This window comes from Solidesulfovibrio aerotolerans, from assembly GCF_009856865.1.
Lineage (GTDB): Bacteria > Desulfobacterota > Desulfovibrionia > Desulfovibrionales > Desulfovibrionaceae > Solidesulfovibrio > Solidesulfovibrio aerotolerans.
Genome location: NZ_WVUD01000001.1, coordinates 133,756 through 150,964 on the forward strand (window position 1 = coordinate 133,756; position 17,209 = coordinate 150,964).

Genomic DNA, 17,209 nt, shown 5'->3' on the forward strand with positions numbered 1-17,209 from the left:
CCACCGCGTTCTTACGCAGGACCGGTCCCGGGGCGGGCGCGGCCCTTTACGCCCGCCCCGGGCCGGACTATGGTGCGATGGGAGGCCGGCTGGCCAGGGGCATGTACCCCTGGTGGTTTCGGCGGCCCGGGAGGTCGCCGTGAATGCCGATCTGTTGACACTGCCGGGCGGTTTGCCGTCTGGTGGGGCGCTGTGCGGCCAATGCGCCGCCGCCGGTCCCACCTGCTGCACGCTCTCGCCGGGGCAGGAGGAACTGTGCTTCCCTGTCTCTGACATGGAGCGCACCCGCATTGTCGAGCAGGTGGGCCTGGTCCGCGGCGCGTTTACGCCCCAGGCCAATTCCAGGGCTTTTGTGGCCAATCTGGCCCGGCTTTTCCCCCGCGACCGGGACACGCTGGCCCGGCTTTTTCCCGATGGCGGGCAGCATCTGCGCCTGTCCGTGGATAGCGCTGGAAATTGCGTGTTTTTGCGGGCTGATGGATGCAGCTTGCCAAGCCCGGTGCGTCCGTATTATTGCCGCCTCTTCCCGTTCTGGCTGGCCGGGGCACGGGTGACGGCGTTTGCCTCCCCGGATTGCCTGATCCACCGCCAGGGCCGCACCGTGCACCGAATGCTGGCCCTGCTGGACTACTCCGAGGCCGGCGTGCGCGAGCTGCATGGCCGATTACGCCTGGCCTGGGGGCTGCCCCCGAAGGAAGGCATGCCCTTTGTCACTCCCTCCCTTGTGAGATTTCGCCCGTGAAAAAGTTCCTCATCCTTTCGGCGATTTTGGTTTTCGTTGGCCTTATCTGCGGTCTGGCCGGCGGCGTGGGCCTGTATTACTGGGCCTCCAACGATCTGCCGAGCTTTCGCAAGATCACCGACTACCGTCCGCCCCTGGTCACTACCATCTACACCCGCGACAACAAGGTGCTCGGCTACCTCTATTCCGAAAAGCGCTTCCTGGTGACGCTTTCGGAAATGCCCGATTTTTTGCCCAAAGCCTTTCTGGCCGCCGAAGATGCCACCTTTTACCAACATGAAGGCGTGGACCCTTCGGCCATTGTCCGGGCCATGTTTAAAAATCTGCAAAAGGGCAGCCGCAAGCAGGGCGGCTCCACCATCACCCAGCAGATCATAAAGCGCCTGCTGTTGTCCTCGGAAAAAAGCTATACCCGAAAGATCAAAGAGGCCATCTTGGCCTACCGCCTGGAAAAGTACCTGACCAAGGACGAAATCCTCACCATCTACCTCAATCAGATCTATCTGGGCTCCCGGGCCTACGGGGTCGAGGCGGCGGCGCGCACCTATTTCGGCGTCCACGTCGGCGACCTGACCATTGCCCAGGCGGCCTTGCTCGCCGGCCTGCCCCAGGCCCCCAGCCGCTACAGCCCGTTTCGCGATTTCGATTCCTCCAAGAGCCGGCAAAAATACGTCCTGGGCCGCATGCTGGCCCAGAACTGGATCACCCAAGCCCAACACGACGCCGCCGTGGCCGAACCGCTGGTCTTTAAGAGCATGGCCGATCCGTCCTGGGAAGTGGCTCCGTTTTACCTGGAAGAGGTGCGCCGGGAACTGATCGACCGTTTTGGCGAAGATCAGGTCTATAACGGCGGCCTGCACGTCCATTCGGCTGTTGACCTCAAGCACCAGGAGGCGGCCGAGCGGGCCTTGCGCGAAGGGCTGGTGGCCTCGGAGAAGCGGCGCGGCTTCAAGCCGAGCCTGGAGAAGCTGGACAAGGACAAGTACGAGGAATTTTACGAGCGTTCCAACGTGCCGGAGGCGCTGTTGGTTCCGGGCCGCTGGCTCAAGGCCCTGGTGCAGGAAGTCGGGCCGGCAGGTGCCGTCGTGCGCTTTGGCGACAAGTACGGCCTGATCCCGGCCGAGGACATGAGCTGGGCCAAGGGCAAGGTGGAGGCGGGCGATCTGGTCTGGGCGTCGGTCACCGCCATACCGGACAAGGGCGGTGCGGAAAAACCCGCCGCCGCCAAGCCAGCCGAGGCCCAGGCCGGCAAGAAGACCAAGGCCGCCCCGACGCCCCCGCCGGCCGCACCAGCCGCCCCGGCCAAAGCCGGCCGGCCCATGTGGCGTCTGGCCATGCAGCTGGAGCCGCATATCGAAGGGGCCATCGTGTCCATGGACCCGCGCACCGGCGAGGTGCTGGCCTGCGTCGGCGGCTTCTCCTTTGAAAAAAGCCAGTTCAACCGGGCCACCCAGTCTTTTCGCCAGCCCGGTTCGTCGTTTAAGCCTATCGTGTATTCCGTGGCCATGGACAACGGCATGACCCCGGCCACGGTGGTGGTGGACGGTCCGTTTTCCTACGTCGATCCCTGGAGCAAGCAGGTCTGGAGTCCGGGCAACTATGAGGGCGGGCACGACGGCCCCATGAGCATCCGGGCCGCCCTGGCCAAATCCAAAAACCTCGTCACCGTGCGCGTGGCCCAGCAGGTGGGCATGAAAAAGATCGTGGAGCGGGCCCAGGCCTTGGGGCTTCGCGGCGAGTTCGTGCCGTTTTTGCCGGTGAGCCTGGGGGCTGTGGCCGTCAACATCCTGGACATGATCCGGGCCTATTCCGCCTTTGCCCGGGACGGTTCCACCATAAACCCCCGGTTTGTCCTGGACGTCAAAAGCCCCTGGGGCGAGGAAGTCTGGGTGAACAAGCCTGAAATCAAGCAGGTCATCTCCCCACAGACCGCCTACGTCATGGACTCCCTGCTCAAAGAAGTGGTGCGGGCCGGCACAGCCACGGCGGCCAAGGTCCTAAACCGGCCCATTGCCGGCAAAACCGGCACCACCAACGATTTCCAGGACGCCTGGTTCATGGGCTTTACGCCCTATCTGCTGACCGGTTGTTATGTCGGCTACGATCAGCCCAAGTCCATGGGCAAGGGCGAAACCGGCGGTCGGGCCTCGCTGCCCATCTGGCTTTCCTACCGCAAGGCCGTGGAAGAGGACTACCCGGTGGAAGACTTTTCGCGGCCGCCGGGCATCTTTATGGGCACTGTGGACGGCGTCCCCATGGCCTTTAAGGAAGGCACCGAGAAGGGCTCCATGGCCATCATGGACGAGGAGCAGGAAAAAGCCTTTTTGACCGATCCCAACGCGCCGCTGGGCAAGAGCGAGGATCTGCTCAAGCAGATGTTCTAGGCCGTTGCGCTGCTTTTGCCGCTCCGTTATTTGACGCCGCCGCCAGGGAGACTCCTTTGGCGGCGGCGTTTTGCCTGGGGCAGGCCTGTCTTTGGCCCGGTTGGCCCGGATTGGCCGCCCGAGCAACGGTGGCTTACGTCAAACACCTTCGTCGGCTGTCCAGGCCGGTATCCCGCCAACGCCAAGAACCCCCTAAAAACTTCTCCAGTCGGGGGGTCCGGGGGGATCATCCCCCCGGCCGCCGGAGGCATCTTCTGCCTTCTCCCGCTTCTCCGCCTCCCTGCGCGGCGACGCCGTTCCCCCTTAACCCCTTGTCTTCAAGTGGGATTCCAAAGGGTTCAGCCCTTTGGCCGCCGGAGGCATCTTCTGCCTTCTCCTCTCTTTCGCCCGGGGCTGTCGCCGAATTGTTTGAAGACTGTGCAGCCAGCGTATCAGATAAAAATCTATTGCAGTACTGAAATAAAACGCGGAAAGCTGGCCTTTGAGAATGCACTTTGCAATATCATGCGATGATAGGAATGAATTTCAGCCTGCGCCAATGCTGACGGATTGTGGGCGTGGTCGTTACAGGGAAAGATTGCATTGCCAGATTTGTGGGAATAATTTGGCGTTTCCCCGCCATGACGCATATTTTTTTAAAAGGTTACGTCTGAAAATAATTAATTTCTATGTAAACTTCTTTCCAGGACGGCCGATAAGCCCGCAGACGGCAACCACGAAAAAGGAGAGCAACCATGTCCACGGATTTGATCAGCCTGTCCTACGGCACCAGTTCCACCGCCTTGTCCAGCCTCACCTCGGGCAGCACCAGTTCCTCGACCTCGGCCTCCGCGACCATGGCGGCAGCGCTCAATACCCAGGGCTCCGATGCCACCGCTGTGTCCAAGGGTGCCCAGACCATGCAGAAATTGAGCGATATGGCCTCTTCGGACCCCGAGAAGTTTAAGGAAGTGTCCCAGCAGATTTCCGACAAGCTCACCGAGGCTGCCAAAAACAGCACGGATTCCAATTCCAGCAAGATGTTGACGGAAATGGCGGGGAAATTCGCTTCGGCCGCCACGTCCGGCAGCATGGATTCGCTGACCCCGCCCGAGCCGCCCACTGGCGCGGCCGGAGCCCAGGGGCAGGCGGCCATGAAGTACACCCAGAACAGCGGCAGCAATCCCATGTCCCAGATGGACAGCATCATTTCCGATGCCCTGTCCGGGACTGATTCGACTTCGGCCTAGGCCGCCGTGGATTTTCTTGTGCGGTGTGCCGGGCCGGCACGCGCGACATCCCGCCGCCGGGCCTGGCCGGGCGACTGGCGGCGGGGAGGGCGTGCAGGCGTGCCTCCCATCCCCCCATCACGGCAATGCCGTCCCCCTTTACCCTTTGCCTCCAGGTGGGATTCCAAAGGGCTCAGCCCTTTGGCCGCCGGAGGCCTCTTCCGACTTCTCTTCTCCTATCTTCTCGTCTCCCCTACGCGCTCTGTGCGCCGGTGCCCGGCTCTTGCGGCGGCAATTCCCCTTTTTGGGCCGCTGTGCCGCCGTTTTTGAGCAACTCGGCGTCGGCCAGGATCATGATCAGTCGCTTGAACATGGCCCGGTCAAAGGTCTCTTTTTTGGCTTCCATCTTGCGCAGCGCCTCAAAGGGCGGATAGGCCGGCCGCCACACGCAGGCCCGGGTCAGGGCGTCGTAGGTGTTGCACACGATCAGCGCCTTGACGAAAAACGGGATGCCGGCCGCCGGCATCCCGGCCGGAAAACCTTTGCCATCCTCCTGCTCATGGTGAAACAGGATGCAATGCAGCGTTTCCGTGGGCAAGGGCAGATTGACAAGCAGCCCCACCCCCATGGCCGGATGGGACCGGAACAGCGCTGCTTCCTCCGGCGTCCAGGCATCCGGGCGGCGATCCATCAGCCCCTCGGGCAGCCCGGTCTTGCCCACGTCGTGCAACAGTGCCCCCACCCCGATCTTGACCAGCAGTTCCTCGGTCATGCCTTTGTGATCCATGAGCATGATGGAAGTGAGCACCATGGAGGCCAGCCCGTGCTGATAGTCCTGGTAGCCTTTGCTGATAAGCGGGGCCACGTTTTGCATGGCCCCGGGCGCTTGCAGAAAGCCGATGGACTGGCGCACGAGCTTGCCCACCTGGTCGAACCGGGCGCGGCTGATGGAATGGGGCAGCTTTTCCTCCAGCACCCCGCGCACCTGCGTGGTGGCGCTGGCATGCCAGGCATCGGCCCGGTCAGTCAGCGGAATCGATTCGTCGAGGAGTATTTCGCCGAGGTTGTCACGCAGGTAATTCTCGAAATGGCGCAGTTCGCCCGCGTGGATGTAGACGGTTTCGATGTTTGCGGCCTTGAGCCGGCGCACCTGCTCCTGGGTAAAGGCCGCCCCGCGCGAGGCGTACAGGACCAGCCCCTGGCCCTTGCGCACGTACAGGGAAAATCGACCCGTGCCCCAGGGTCGCAGGCAGGCGGTCTTGATCGGGGAGTAGGCTTTGAGTTCCAGGGCCGTTATGGCGTCGGGCATGCTTGTCATGGCCGGGTTGCCTCGCCGGTCGATTGTTCCTGGAGCGGCAGGCGCATTTCCGCCACTTCGTCGTCGTAGTTGCGCACCACTGAAAAACCGAGCTTTTCAGCCAGTCCCTGCATCCCGCCGTTTTCCATAAGCGCCTGTCCGGTCAGTTCCTTCGTGCCGCGTTCGCGACAGTAGCGGATGATTTTTTCCATGAGCAGCCGGCCAAGGCCGGTGCCTTTGAGATTGGAGCGCACGATGACGGCAAATTCCGCTGTGGCATTGTCCGGCCTCGTCGAGGCCCGCACCACGCCAAGGGTCTCGGGGCGGCCGTCAGGGCCGGGAGCGGTGGCGATAAAGGCCATTTCGCGCTCGTAGTCGATCTGGGTGAGTTTGGCCATTTCGGCATGGGACAGGTCGCGCACCACGCCGAAAAACCGGAAACGCAGATCTTCGGCCGACAGGCCTTTGAAAAATTCGAAATGGGCCGGCTCGTCTTCGGGGCGGATGGGGCGCAAGAGCACTTCCCGGCCGTTTCGCAGCACGACTTTCTCTTCCAGTTCGCGCGGGTAGGGCCGGATGGCCAGACGGTGCGGATCGGGCTGGGCCTCGGGGGAAAGCCGGATGGTGGCGCTTATGACCGTGACCCCGTCGGGATGGGCCAGCACGGGGTTGATATCGATGGCGGCGATGCGCTCCAGATCGGCCACGCACTGGGAAATCTGATTGAGCGTCAGGCCCAGGGCGTCGAGATCAGCCGCCGGCTGGCCGCCGCCGCCGGCCAGGGCGGCCGACACCCGGGTGCGGTTCACGAGATCGCGGGCCAGGGACATATTGAGTGGCGTGAGCGCCACGGCCTTATCCTGGGTGACCCTGGCGGCCAGCCCGCCCTGGCCGAAGATGATGTAGGGGCCGAACACCGGGTCCACCCGGGCCTGGATGGTCAGTTCGTGAGCACCGGCCCGGCGGCTCATGGCCTGGATCACGTAGCCCTCGATGCGCGCCCCGGGCATGTTGTCCAGAGCGCGCTGGGAGGCGGCGGCCACGGCCTCGCGCACGGCATCGGGGCCGGGGACGTCGAGCACAAGCCCGCCCACGTCAAAGGGCTGGGGAATGTCCGGGGAGATGATCTTGACGGCCACGGGATAGCCCAGGGCCTCGGCCGCGGCCACGGCGTCGTCGATGTCCTCGGTGATGTGGGAAGGCACGGCCACCACGCCGTAATAGCCGAGCACTTCCTTGGCTTCCGGGTCGGTCAGCGTGAGCCGTCCTTCGGCAAAAGCCCGTTCCACCACGGCCCGGGCCGCCTCGGGGTCCGGGGCGTAGGCCTCGGGCAGGCTGGCCGGCATCTCCATGAGGAGTTCCTGGTTTTTGCGGTAGCGGGCCAACTGGACAAAGGCCGAGACGGCCTGATCCGGCGTGGCGTAGGTCGGAACCCCGGCCTCGTTTAAGATTTTAAGGGCGTCGCCCCCGGCTGGATCATAGCCCATAAAACAGGCCAGCACCGTGCGGCTGGTTTTGGCGGCAACCCCGGCCACAGCCCGGGCCGTCTCCTCGGGCGACACCCCGGGAAAGGGCACATGGATCACCAGCACGGCGTTGGCTCCGGGCGCGCGCAACAGCGCGCGCAAGGCCTCGGCATACAGGCCCGGGGCCATGTCCACGCCCATGTCCACCACGCCCTGGCGCTGCCAGTTGGGGCCAAGGAGACCGGAAAGGGCCTCGGCGCTTTCGGTATCGAACGGGGCCAGCCGGCCACCACCTTCCAGCAACGCGTCGGCAGCCATGATGCCCATGGAGCCGCCGTTGGTCAAAATGGCCAGATTGTCGCCGGAAAGCGGCCTGGCCCGGGCCAGGGTCTGGGCGGCGTCAAAAAGCGTGTCGATGGCCCCCACCCGCAGCATACCGGCCCGGCGAAAAGCCTCGTCATACACCTCGTCGCGGCCCTCGTCCGGTCCCGGCGGAAAGAGCGTCCAGAGCTTGTGGCCGGGCCGCACCACCAGCAACGGCTTGTTGCGGGCCGCCGCCCGGGAGGCGCTCATAAACGACCGGGCGTCGGTGACCGTCTCGACATAGAGAAGAATGGAGCGCGTGTTGGGGTCAGAGGCCATATAGTCGAGGATGTCGGCGTACTTGAGATCGACCCGGTCGCCCAGGGACAGGATGTGGGAAAAGCCGATGCCCTTGGTGTGCGCCCAGTCGAGGACGGCGGTAAAAAGCGAGGCGGACTGGGAAATAAAGGCCATGCGGCCGGGCCGGGCGTCGCGGTTGGCCAGGGAGCAGTTCAGCCCAATGCCCGGGACGAGCAGGCCCATGCCCGAAGGCCCGAGGATGCGAATGCCCGAGGGCGCAGCCGCTTCCAGCATACGGCCTTGCAATTCGCTTTTTACCTCGCGCGTCAGCTTGGCGTAGCCCGGTGGCAGGACCACCGCCGCCCCGACACCGCGCCGGCCAAGTTCCCGCAGGGTGTCCGGCACAGCCTCGGGACCGGTGCAGATGACCGCCAGATCCGGGGTCAACGGCAGGGTGTCCACGGACTTGTAGCAGGTCAGCCCGTCGATCTCGGCCAGATCCGGGGCCACGGGCATGACCGGTCCCAGGAACTTGCCGCCAAGCAGGTTTCGCAAGAGAACCGAACCAACATGGCCGGGGTCGGCGCATACGCCGACAACGGCCACGGAATTGGGTCGAAACAAGGCATCCAGGCTTCGGGCGCTCAAGGCGATAGTCCCCCCTGTCCTTCGTGACGGTTTGGACAAAGGATAGAGGCCTCTTGGGGCCAACGCAAGGGGTTTTGCGTCCCGGCCCATGTCCCGGCCCAGGTCACGACGAGAGGCGCAGCCGGCCGTGTTGACAGGAAGTATCGCGACTGGCACGGTTTGATGCATCGGCTGGGATGCCGTCAGGAGGGGATCATGGAATCCACTACGAGCCTGGTTACGGACAACGAGTTCTTTACCGCCCAGCGCCGCGACAGCATGCTTATCGTTCGCGGCAAGCCGCATTTCACGCGCCACGCCGGGGATCTGAAAAAGATCGACACCTTTTTCGATCATCTGGAGATCATCGCCCGCACCGACGAAGTCAATGTGGTGACGTTTATCGGATCGCCGGAAAAATCCGGCGGCGACGACACCATGGAATTTTTTGAGTCCCTGGTGTGTTCCCGCCGCGAGGACTATCTGCTCCAGCGGCTGCTCAATCTGGTCAACAGCTATGCCATCACCATGGCGGGCCTGAACAAAGTGACCATCAACGCCGACACCGGGCGCATCTCGCTTTTTCACCTCAGCATGGCCCTGGCCTGCGACTACCGCATCGTGTCCGAGAACACAGTCTTTGAAAACACCTTTGCCGAACTCGGCACCATCCCCAAGGGCGGCGGCGGCTATTTTCTGTCGCGTATGCTCGGATCAGGCAAGGCGGCCGAGGTGCTGCAATGGCCGCGCTTTTCCGCCGAAGAGGCGCTTACCCTGGGCATCGTGGACAAGATCGTGCCCCAGGCCAAACTCGAAGAAGCCGCGCTGACCATCGCCGATTATTACCAGGAACCGCAGGTGGCAACCATGCTGGCCCTGCGCAAACTGCTCAAAAGCGATCTCAACGAACTGCGCCGGTCCCTGGAAATCGAAGATATGTTGCTCCTTAACCGCGTCAATTCCCCGGCCTTTCGCACCGCCCTGGAAGCCCGCCGTGCCACCCACCCCAAGGGGGCATAGCGACGCGGCAGAAGGCAGAAGAGTGCCTCCGGCGGCCGGGGGCCTGAGGCCCCCGGACCCCCCACCGGGAAAAGTTGTTCAAGGGGTTTTGGCGCTGGCGGGCAATCTGCGTCGCTGTTCGGGTCCCCAGCCAACCGCCTTGCGCCACCCCAATAACCCCGTAAAAAACTTCTCCTATCAAGGGGGTCCGGGGGGGATTATCCCCCCCGGCCGCCGGAGGCATCTTTATCTTCTGCCTTTTGTCGTCGTCAGCCCGGGCGCAGGCCGGTGACGGTGACGGTGGTGTAGCCTGGGCGCGAGGCGTCGAGGGTTATGTCGCCGCCGAAGGTCCGGGCGATGAGTCGGGCGGAGTAGGTGCCAAGGCCGGTGCCGCCTGATTTGCCGGCGGTCACGTATTTCTCGAAGAAGCGGTCGCGGATGCCGGCCGGCACTTCGCCGGGATTGGTGATGGCCACGCGCGGGGCGTCGGGGGTGGAGACGGTCACGACGACCGGCCCCAGGCCTTTGGCCGCTTCCAGGGCGTTTCGCAGCAGATTGACCCACAGCGACACGAAGAGCACCCGTTCGCCCAGCACGGTAAAGGTCCCGGGCGGTACCTCGTAGACGATGTCGAGGCGGTTGCCGGCCGTCAGAAACAGGGCCAGTTCCAGCCGGGCTTCCTCCAGCAGTCGGGCCAGGAGCAGGGGTTGCGGCGTCAGGTGCAGGCTGCCGGCCTCGATTTTGTAGAGGTACAGGGACAGATTGAGGCGCGAGGTCATGGCGGCCACGGTGCGTTCCAGCATGCCGGTCAGGCTGCGTTGCCGCTCGGTCAGCGGTCCGGCCAGTTCCAGGGCTTCCTGGATGCCGGCGATGGTGGCCAGCGGGCTTTTGAGGTCGTGGCGCATGACCTGATCGATGTCGTTTTTGAGTTTTTCCAGCCGTCTCGCTTCGCTGACATCTTCCACAATGTAGACGGTCCCCTGGTCCGGGCGGGCCGGGTCGAGCAGTCGGCCCACGGCCCGCAGCGACCGGCCGCTGCCGTTGTCGCCGATCACCATTTCCCGTTCGCTGTCCCGGTCGAGGGGTGGCGTGGCCGCCGTGTTGCCCAAAAAGCGCAGGGCGTGGGGCACCTCAGCCAGGATTTGCCCGGCCAATGTCTCGCAGCCGAAGTGCCGGGCGAGTTGGCGGTTGGCGAACTGAAACCGGCCATCCCGCACCACACCGATACCGAAGCGGTGGTCATCGAGGATCATGGCGAGCAGGGTGTTTTCCCGGGCCAGATCCTCCCGGGCTGCGTCGGAGCGGGCTTTTTCCAGGGACAGGCGGCAGCGTTCGGTTTCGGCCAGTTGGGCGTGTTCGCGCAACAGCTTCACCCGGTAGACCAGGGCCAGGGACATGACAAAGATTTCCACGACAGTGCCCAGCATCGGGGCGTGGATGGTGATGGGCGTGGCCGGGAGAAGCCCGGCCCAGGTCATGGAATGCGTCGCCCCGCACAGGACGTAAAACCCCCAGCCGACGGCAAAGATCGCGGCCGGTCGAAAGCCTTGCCGCCAGCGGACCACGGCGGCCAGGAGGATGACGGCGGCGGTCAGCATGCCGACGGGTGGGCCAAACAAAAGGCTGGCGTCGGAAGAGAAGAACAAGCCCATCGGCACGAGCAACGACGCCAGCAGAATTTGTCCGATGAGGATTCGGTCGATGCCAGGGCTGGCACTGCGGGTGAGGAGAAAGGAGCGGGTGAAAAGGCCCATATTGGCAAAGAGCAGGGCCGCTACACCATGAAAACCCTGGAGCAGCAGTCCGTGGGCGTCCCGGGAGTTTGCCGGGATGAGCCCATCGATGATTCCGGTGGAAAAGGCGTAATAGAGGATGAGCAGGGCGACGTTGGCCACGTAATAGCCGTAACTGGCGTCGCGCAGCGACAAAAAGAGAAACAGGTTGTAGGCCAGCATCGACCCCATGGTGCCGAAAAAAAAGCCGAGCACCCAGGGCCGCAGGGCTGTCTGGACCTGCGCATCGAGGGCGGGGGTGATGACCGGATTGATATTGACGCTGCCGTAGCCGGCCAGGCGGACATAGACCGTCGCGTCTCCGGTGAGCCCTGGCGGCAGGGCCAGGGGGGCGGACAGGTAGAGATTATATTCGCCGTGGGTCCGGGCGATGAAGGCCGCGTAGCCGGGGATATGCCAGTCGCGGCAGCGCAGAAACGGCCAGTTGAGGTCAAGGGTCCAGTCGCTGGAATCGACGCCGGGGGGCACGGACACGACCAGGCGCAGCCAATGGACAGCGGCTCCCGGGGCTGTGAAGGCCTTGGCCGGCAACGTTGTAAACCGGCCGGCCTGCTCCTGGTCCATGGCCCAGGCTATTGTCCCGGTTCCCTGGGGATCGTCCAGGGCGGCCAGGGAAACGATGGTTGGTTGCAGGAGCGCAGGCGTCGTCCGGGCGACCTGGGTGGCCGCAAGCAACAGGCACAGCACAATGAGGCTGCCGCCGACAGCGCACACAAAGCGTCGTGTCGGGGCATGGGACGGGTCGGTGTTCAGGCGGTGGCGCTGCACCGGCATGGCTGCGGCCAGGGAAAAAGGGCGGTGACGCAGGGGAGGCGTGTCGGCATGTCGCAGGGCTCCGTGGCAACAAGGGAAAAACCGTTGCAGCGACCATGGCACGCCGCAGCCCCTTGGGCAAGTCCGGGATCGGGCAATCCGGGAGCGCAGCCTCCGGGAGGGGCGGCCGGCCGCCGGAGTGCCGGGTTAAAAGTAGCGCATGCTGACTTTTTTAAGCTCTTTGAGGCTGAAAAGCATGGCATAATCATCCAGGCCGGTTTCCTTGGCGGCGGCGGCCACCACGGCCTGACAGTCCTCGGGGGAGCGGCCGTGGATCATGGTGTAGAGGTTGTACGGCCAGTCCATGCAGGTGACGCGGTGGTAGCAGTGGCTGATTTCCGTCCGCTTGGACATGAGCGCCCCCACCCGGTCCACGTCCTCTTCCGGCACGAACCAGGCCACCATGACGTTGGCCCCGTAGCCGGCCTTTTGGTGTTTGAGCGTGGCCCCGAAACGGCGGATTTCGCCGCTGGCCGCCATACGGGTGAGCAGCGAAAGCACATGGGCCTCGTCGGTTCCAACCGCAGCGGCGATGTCGGCATAGGGCGTGGCCGAGTCGGGCAGCGTGCCCTGCACGCGCCTGAGTATTTCCCGGTCAAGGTCAGTCAGCGGGGTGATTCCCGATTCGTCGGCCATGTCGCCTCCTGGTTGGCACATCTGGAAAGCCTTTGTCCTTAGCGGCTTTGTGTGCTAGAGGCAACTGTCGCGGGTGATCGCCAAACGGCCGCATCAGGCGGCATGGGCGCGGCGTTGGGGCAGCGCCCAAAGGGAGCATTATGAAAATCGCGGTGATAGGCGGCGGCAGTTGGGGCACCACATTGGCCGATCTGTTGGCAAAAAAGGGGCATGAGTCCCGGCTTTGGGTTCGTGAACAGACGGTGATGAACGAAATCCGTACCACCCGGGAAAATTCCTGGTATCTGCCCGGCCGCAAGCTTTCCGACAAGCTGGAAGTCAGCACCGACGCGGCCACCGTGGCCAACGGCGCACAGCATTACATTTTCGCCGTGCCCTGCCAGTTCATCCGAAACGCCTATCAGCGTTTCATCAAATATTTTCCGAAAAATCCGGTCATCATCTGCGCCAGCAAGGGCATCGAACTCGATACCCTCATGACCATGTCCCAGGTGTGCGACGACGCGTTGGCCGCGGTCAAGCCGCGCTTCGCCATGCTGTCCGGGCCGTCGTTCGCCTACGAGGTCATCCGCGAGATGCCCACAGCCGTGACGCTTGGCTGCAAGGACAAAAAGGTCGGCAAGGACGTGCAGGAAGCCCTGTCCACGCCGTATCTGCGGGTCTACACGACCACGGATGTGCGCGGGGTGGAGCTTGGCGGGGCGATCAAAAATATTATCGCCATTGCGGCCGGCGTGGCCGACGGGCTGGGCTTTGGCGGCGATGCCCGGGCTGCACTCATCACCCGGGGCCTGCATGAGATGAGCCGGCTGGGCAAGGCCATGGGCGCAGAGCGCCAGACCTTTATGGGCCTGTCGGGCATGGGCGATCTGGTGCTGACCTGCACCGGCGATCTGTCGCGCAACCGGCAGGTCGGGTTGCGTCTGGCCAAGGGGCAAAAGCTCCTCGACATACTGGCCGAGATGAAGATGGTGGCCGAGGGTGTCAAGACCACCGAGGCGGTCCATGCCCTGCGCCAGAAAGTGGGGGTCGAGATGCCGCTGACCGAGCAGGTCTACGCCATCCTTTACAAGGACAAGGAGCCGGCCCAGGCTGTTCTCGATCTCATGACCCGGGATCTCAAGGACGAATAGAATCGTTTGAACGGCTGGCGAGCAACGCGCCGTCGAAGTCGAAGACCAGCAGGGTGAGGGCAGGGCCAGGCCCGGCGAAACGGCGCATGTGGGCCAGGGCCTCCCCGGCCAGGACGTCGACCAGGGCCGTTTTGGCTGCGGGCGACGGGGCCATTTCCAGGGCGTGGCGGGCGGTGTTGGCACCTGCCGCCGCTTGGGCCAGTTCGGCCGGCCAGCCGGCCGCAGCGCACCAGCCGGCCAGGGCTGAAAAATCCGTGTCGCCCCGGTGGGCGTGGGTGTTTTCCAGGCCCTGGGCCATCTTGACCAGTTTGCCGCCAAAGGCCGCCCAGACGATGCGGCCAAAATGCCGTTTTGCCGCTTCGGCCAGGGCAAAAGCAAAAAAATCCGCTGCCTGCATGAGCGCCGTTTCCGGCAAGCCGGGTTCGGCCATGCGTAACAGCGCCTCGCTGCGCCGGCCCGTGGAAAAGCCCACCGTGTCGTGGCAAAGCGCCCGGGCCACGTCCAGGGCCTCGGTAATGGAGGTCTGCCAGGCATCGTGGCTGAAAGGCCGCACGATGCCCGACGCGCCAAGGATCGAAAGACCGCCGATGATGCCCAGGCGCGGATTGAGCGTCTTTCGGGCCAGCTCCGCACCGCCGGCCACCGTCACCACCGCCGCTAATCCACCAGCATAGCCACACGCCGTTGCCGCCTCGGCCACGGCCGCCGCAATTTGCGCCTTCGGGGCGGGATTGATCGCCGCCAGACCCACCGCCACCGGCAGGCCCGGCAAGGTGACGCGCCCCACGCCTTCGCCGCCGTCCACCAACACCGTCCCGGCCGCAGCACCAGCCAGCCGCGTCACCCGACAGCCGATGGCCGCGCCGTGGGTCACATCCGGGTCGTCGCCGGCATCCTTGATGATGCTCGCCGTCGCCCCGTCGCCGTCCAGGCGCGCGGCGGCCACAGGCAGAATCATGCGCGCGCCGCCGGGCAGCGGTACGTCCACCGTGGCCGGGGCGAGGCCGGTTAAGAACAGCAGGGTTGCGGCCTTGGCCGCACCGGCCGCTGCCGTGCCGGTGGTAAAGCCTTCCCGCAAGGGGCCGTCGCGTTTCATGAGCGCCTCGCACAGGTAGCGGCAAAGTGGGCTGCCAGACCGGGATTGCTGCCGAAATGCAGATGCACGTAGCTGCCAAGGGTCGCCCCGGCCGTAAAGCCCTCGGGCGCATCAATTGCGCCCTTGCGCCCGGTCAGGCCGTATACGGCCGAAATGCCGGGCGGGATGCCGACCAGACGCGAATAATGGAATTCATGGCCGCGCGCCGTGGTTCCGGCCGGTCCCAGCAGGGTGTCGGCCCGGGTGACCACCTCGCGGTAGCCCAGAGCGGCAAAGCGCTGCCCCATGGCGGCCCGCAGGGGAAAAAACCCGGCCATGGGCCACTGCCGGCCGTCCAGATCGGTCAGCGACTCCATAAGGTACATAAACCCGCCGCATTCGGCATAGACCGGCCGGCCGGAAGCGCAAAATGCCCGCACCGCCCGGCGCATGGCCGCATTGCCGGCCAACTGCTTGGCGTACAATTCCGGGTAGCCGCCGCCCAGATACAGCCCGCCCAGCCCCGGCGGCAGCGCCGTGTCGGTCAGCGGCGAAAAGGCCACCAGCCGCACCCCGGCCGCCTCCAGCAACCGGCAGTTCTCGGCATAATAAAAACAAAACGCCCGATCCCGCGCGATTCCCAGGAGGGGTTCCCCCCCTCCGGGGGCCAAAAGGGGCGCTGCCCCTTCTGGACTTTCCCGGCAGGGGCGCTGCCCCTGCACCCCGCCGGGGGGGATCATCCCCCCCGGACCCCCTGGAAGGGTGGGCTGGGGTGGGGACGAGAGGGCGGGAGGCTGGAACGGCGCGGGAAAGGGGTCGGGAGAAAAGCCGGGAGAAGTGTCGGAAAGGGGCTTTGGGGGAGCCGGGACGGCTGACCGGGGCAGGGCGGCCAGGCGGGCCGGCAGATCGACGGCCGCCTCGATCCAGTCGGCCAGGGCGTCCAGGCGCGGCCCGGCCTCAGGCATATCCTCAGCCGTGACCAGCCCCAGATGGCGCGAGGGCGTGGCGATCTCGGGCCGGCGCAGCAACACGCCCCACAACGGCACGTCGGGTACGGCTGCTGCCAGAGCCTCGGCCAGCAAGGCCGCGTGGGACGGGCTGCCGGCGTTGTTGAGGAGCACGCCGCAAAAACTAAGGTCGGGATCAAATTCCAGATAGCCCAGCGTCATGGCCGCCACCGACCGGGCCATGGAGGACGCATCCACGACGAGCAGCACCGGCAGCCCGAGCAGCTTGGCCAGCCGGGCCGTGCTGCCGGTTTCCTCCGTGGCCGAGAGTCCGTCGTAAAGGCCCATGACACCTTCAATAACGGCCACATCGGCCCCGGCGGCAAAGCGGGCAAAGATGGCCCGCACGCCGTCCTCGCCGCACATCCAGTCGTCGAGATTGTGGCTGGGCCGGCCGGTTGCCAGGGCGTGGTGGCCGGGATCGATGAAATCCGGCCCGGCCTTAAAGGCCGCAACCGTCAGGCCGCGCCGGGTCAGCGCCCGCATGAGGCCCAGAGCCACCGAGGTCTTGCCGCAGCCGCTTTTGGTCCCGGCCACCACCAGGGCCGGCGGGAAGGTGTGCGTCATGGCCCCATGGTAGCCGAGCCGGCCGCAGCAGGCCAGCGCCCGGACACCGGCCCGGGCGCTGGCCGGCCGTTCAAGCGGTGCCGGCGACCGGGAAATCGTCCTCGACGGCTGCCGGGGCGGTATGTGTCAGGACCAGATTGCCCGCCCCCCAGGCAAACATCGACCGATACACCCAGGGTATTGGAATGATGCAGACTGTGCCGAGAAGCCACACGAAACTGCGCCACAAAAGGCCCCAGCCCGTGCCAACGAAACTGACGCTATAGGCGTCGGATTCGATGTGGCGGCAAAACCACCGCACCATGGCCACGGCGGCCCAGGCCCAGCCGATGATGGTCAGGAAAGAGAGTCCGAGCAGCACAATCCAGCCCAGGTAGCCGAGATAGGTGGCGGTAAAGTGCGGACTGCCGCCGGGCGTCAGCCGGACATTTCCAAAAAACCAGCGATACAGCGCCAGCTTGACGGCTGCATCCAGGGGGAAAAGGGCCACCGCGAGCACAAACTGCATCAGATTCGATTTGTCGCTTTTGCCCCCAACGACCGCAGCAATGCCCGGCAGCCAGGCCAGAAGCGCCAGCACGGCAAACAGCACCCAGACATCTGCGGCCCGGCCCGTAAACTCGGCCTGGGTTCCGTCGTCAAAGGCCAGATTGGCTGTCCACCAGACCGCAAACGGCACAGCCCCCCAGGCACCGGGCAGGATGAGCAGAAACAAAAACAGAAAAAGAAAGGAATAGCCAAACGAGGCCAGCGCCCCGCCCGTAAACGTCACACCTGTCTGTCGTGCTTCCATGCCGCCCCCCCTGTATTATCAAAGCTATTTCCTGACCCAGTCCGACCAAAAGGGCAAGCGCCCTTT

12 protein-coding genes are annotated in these 17,209 nt (G+C 64.7%); 5 read left to right on the top strand and 7 right to left on the bottom strand.

Annotation, left to right across the window (positions count from 1 at the left end):
- The first annotated feature begins 139 nt into the window (after nucleotides 1-139).
- From GTA51_RS00555 to GTA51_RS00565, 3 genes are all read left to right on the top strand, one after another.
- Entirely contained in the window at nucleotides 140-742 is a 603-nt protein-coding gene (locus tag GTA51_RS00555) for a YkgJ family cysteine cluster protein (protein ID WP_343039415.1), read from the top strand.
- Entirely contained in the window at nucleotides 739-3,126 is a 2,388-nt protein-coding gene (locus tag GTA51_RS00560) for a PBP1A family penicillin-binding protein (protein ID WP_160957803.1), read from the top strand. Before GTA51_RS00555 ends, GTA51_RS00560 begins: the two co-directional genes overlap by 4 nt.
- A 734-nt stretch (nucleotides 3,127-3,860) precedes the next feature.
- Entirely contained in the window at nucleotides 3,861-4,355 is a 495-nt protein-coding gene (locus GTA51_RS00565; RefSeq protein WP_160957805.1) for a hypothetical protein, read from the top strand.
- A 232-nt stretch (nucleotides 4,356-4,587) separates the two neighbouring features.
- Here GTA51_RS00565 and GTA51_RS00570 read toward each other — a convergent pair whose 3' ends face one another.
- Nucleotides 4,588-5,652 carry an HD-GYP domain-containing protein gene (locus tag GTA51_RS00570; protein WP_160957807.1) on the bottom strand — a complete coding sequence of 355 codons (1,065 nt, stop codon included), beginning with the start codon at nucleotides 5,650-5,652 and terminating at the stop codon, nucleotides 4,588-4,590.
- A complete protein-coding gene (locus GTA51_RS00575) occupies nucleotides 5,649-8,348 on the bottom strand; it encodes a bifunctional acetate--CoA ligase family protein/GNAT family N-acetyltransferase (RefSeq protein WP_160957809.1) in 2,700 nt (899 codons plus the stop codon). Before GTA51_RS00575 ends, GTA51_RS00570 begins: the two co-directional genes overlap by 4 nt.
- A gap of 195 nt (nucleotides 8,349-8,543) precedes the next feature.
- On the opposite strand from GTA51_RS00575, the gene GTA51_RS00580 reads away from it, so the two are divergent.
- Nucleotides 8,544-9,347 carry an enoyl-CoA hydratase/isomerase family protein gene (locus tag GTA51_RS00580; RefSeq protein WP_160957810.1) on the top strand — a complete coding sequence of 268 codons (804 nt, stop codon included), beginning with the start codon at nucleotides 8,544-8,546 and terminating at the stop codon, nucleotides 9,345-9,347.
- A gap of 248 nt (nucleotides 9,348-9,595) precedes the next feature.
- Here GTA51_RS00580 and GTA51_RS00585 read toward each other — a convergent pair whose 3' ends face one another.
- Nucleotides 9,596-11,995 (bottom strand): 7TM diverse intracellular signaling domain-containing protein, encoded by a 2,400-nt coding sequence (locus GTA51_RS00585; RefSeq protein WP_160957812.1) that lies wholly within the window; start codon nucleotides 11,993-11,995, stop codon nucleotides 9,596-9,598.
- Nucleotides 11,996-12,079: 84 nt separating this feature from the next.
- Complete coding sequence (gene ahbB, locus GTA51_RS00590; RefSeq protein ID WP_160957814.1) at nucleotides 12,080-12,568, bottom strand: siroheme decarboxylase subunit beta; 489 nt, start codon at nucleotides 12,566-12,568, stop codon at nucleotides 12,080-12,082.
- 140 nt (nucleotides 12,569-12,708) lie between these two features.
- On the opposite strand from ahbB, the gene GTA51_RS00595 reads away from it, so the two are divergent.
- On the top strand, nucleotides 12,709-13,701 hold the full coding sequence (locus GTA51_RS00595) for an NAD(P)H-dependent glycerol-3-phosphate dehydrogenase (protein WP_160957815.1): 993 nt from the start codon (nucleotides 12,709-12,711) through the stop codon (nucleotides 13,699-13,701).
- On the opposite strand, the gene GTA51_RS00600 is transcribed toward GTA51_RS00595, so the two are convergent.
- The 3 genes from GTA51_RS00600 to GTA51_RS00610 all read right to left on the bottom strand — a co-directional run bounded on the left by GTA51_RS00600 (nucleotide 13,688) and on the right by GTA51_RS00610 (nucleotide 17,143).
- A complete protein-coding gene (locus tag GTA51_RS00600; RefSeq protein ID WP_160957817.1) occupies nucleotides 13,688-14,797 on the bottom strand; it encodes a cobalt-precorrin-5B (C(1))-methyltransferase in 1,110 nt (369 codons plus the stop codon). The genes GTA51_RS00595 and GTA51_RS00600 overlap by 14 nt on opposite strands.
- Nucleotides 14,794-16,350: a cobyrinic acid a,c-diamide synthase CobB gene (locus GTA51_RS00605; RefSeq protein ID WP_160957819.1), complete on the bottom strand. Its 1,557-nt coding sequence runs from the start codon at nucleotides 16,348-16,350 to the stop codon at nucleotides 14,794-14,796. The genes GTA51_RS00600 and GTA51_RS00605 overlap by 4 nt, the downstream gene beginning before the upstream one ends.
- A gap of 70 nt (nucleotides 16,351-16,420) precedes the next feature.
- On the bottom strand, nucleotides 16,421-17,143 hold the full coding sequence (locus GTA51_RS00610) for a hypothetical protein (protein ID WP_160957820.1): 723 nt from the start codon (nucleotides 17,141-17,143) through the stop codon (nucleotides 16,421-16,423).
- Nucleotides 17,144-17,209 lie beyond the last annotated feature (66 nt).

Excerpts from the sequence above, each read along its gene's own strand:
- GTA51_RS00565 (WP_160957805.1), top strand. The coding sequence starts at position 3,861 with ATGTCCACGGATTTGATCAGCCTGTCCTACGGCACCAGTTCCACCGCC.
- GTA51_RS00570 (WP_160957807.1), bottom strand. The coding sequence starts at position 5,652 with ATGACAAGCATGCCCGACGCCATAACGGCCCTGGAACTCAAAGCCTAC.
- GTA51_RS00580 (WP_160957810.1), top strand. The coding sequence starts at position 8,544 with ATGGAATCCACTACGAGCCTGGTTACGGACAACGAGTTCTTTACCGCC.
- ahbB (WP_160957814.1), bottom strand. The coding sequence starts at position 12,568 with ATGGCCGACGAATCGGGAATCACCCCGCTGACTGACCTTGACCGGGAA.
- GTA51_RS00595 (WP_160957815.1), top strand. The coding sequence starts at position 12,709 with ATGAAAATCGCGGTGATAGGCGGCGGCAGTTGGGGCACCACATTGGCC.
- GTA51_RS00600 (WP_160957817.1), bottom strand. The coding sequence starts at position 14,797 with ATGAAACGCGACGGCCCCTTGCGGGAAGGCTTTACCACCGGCACGGCA.
- GTA51_RS00605 (WP_160957819.1), bottom strand. The coding sequence starts at position 16,350 with ATGACGCACACCTTCCCGCCGGCCCTGGTGGTGGCCGGGACCAAAAGC.
- GTA51_RS00610 (WP_160957820.1), bottom strand. The coding sequence starts at position 17,143 with ATGGAAGCACGACAGACAGGTGTGACGTTTACGGGCGGGGCGCTGGCC.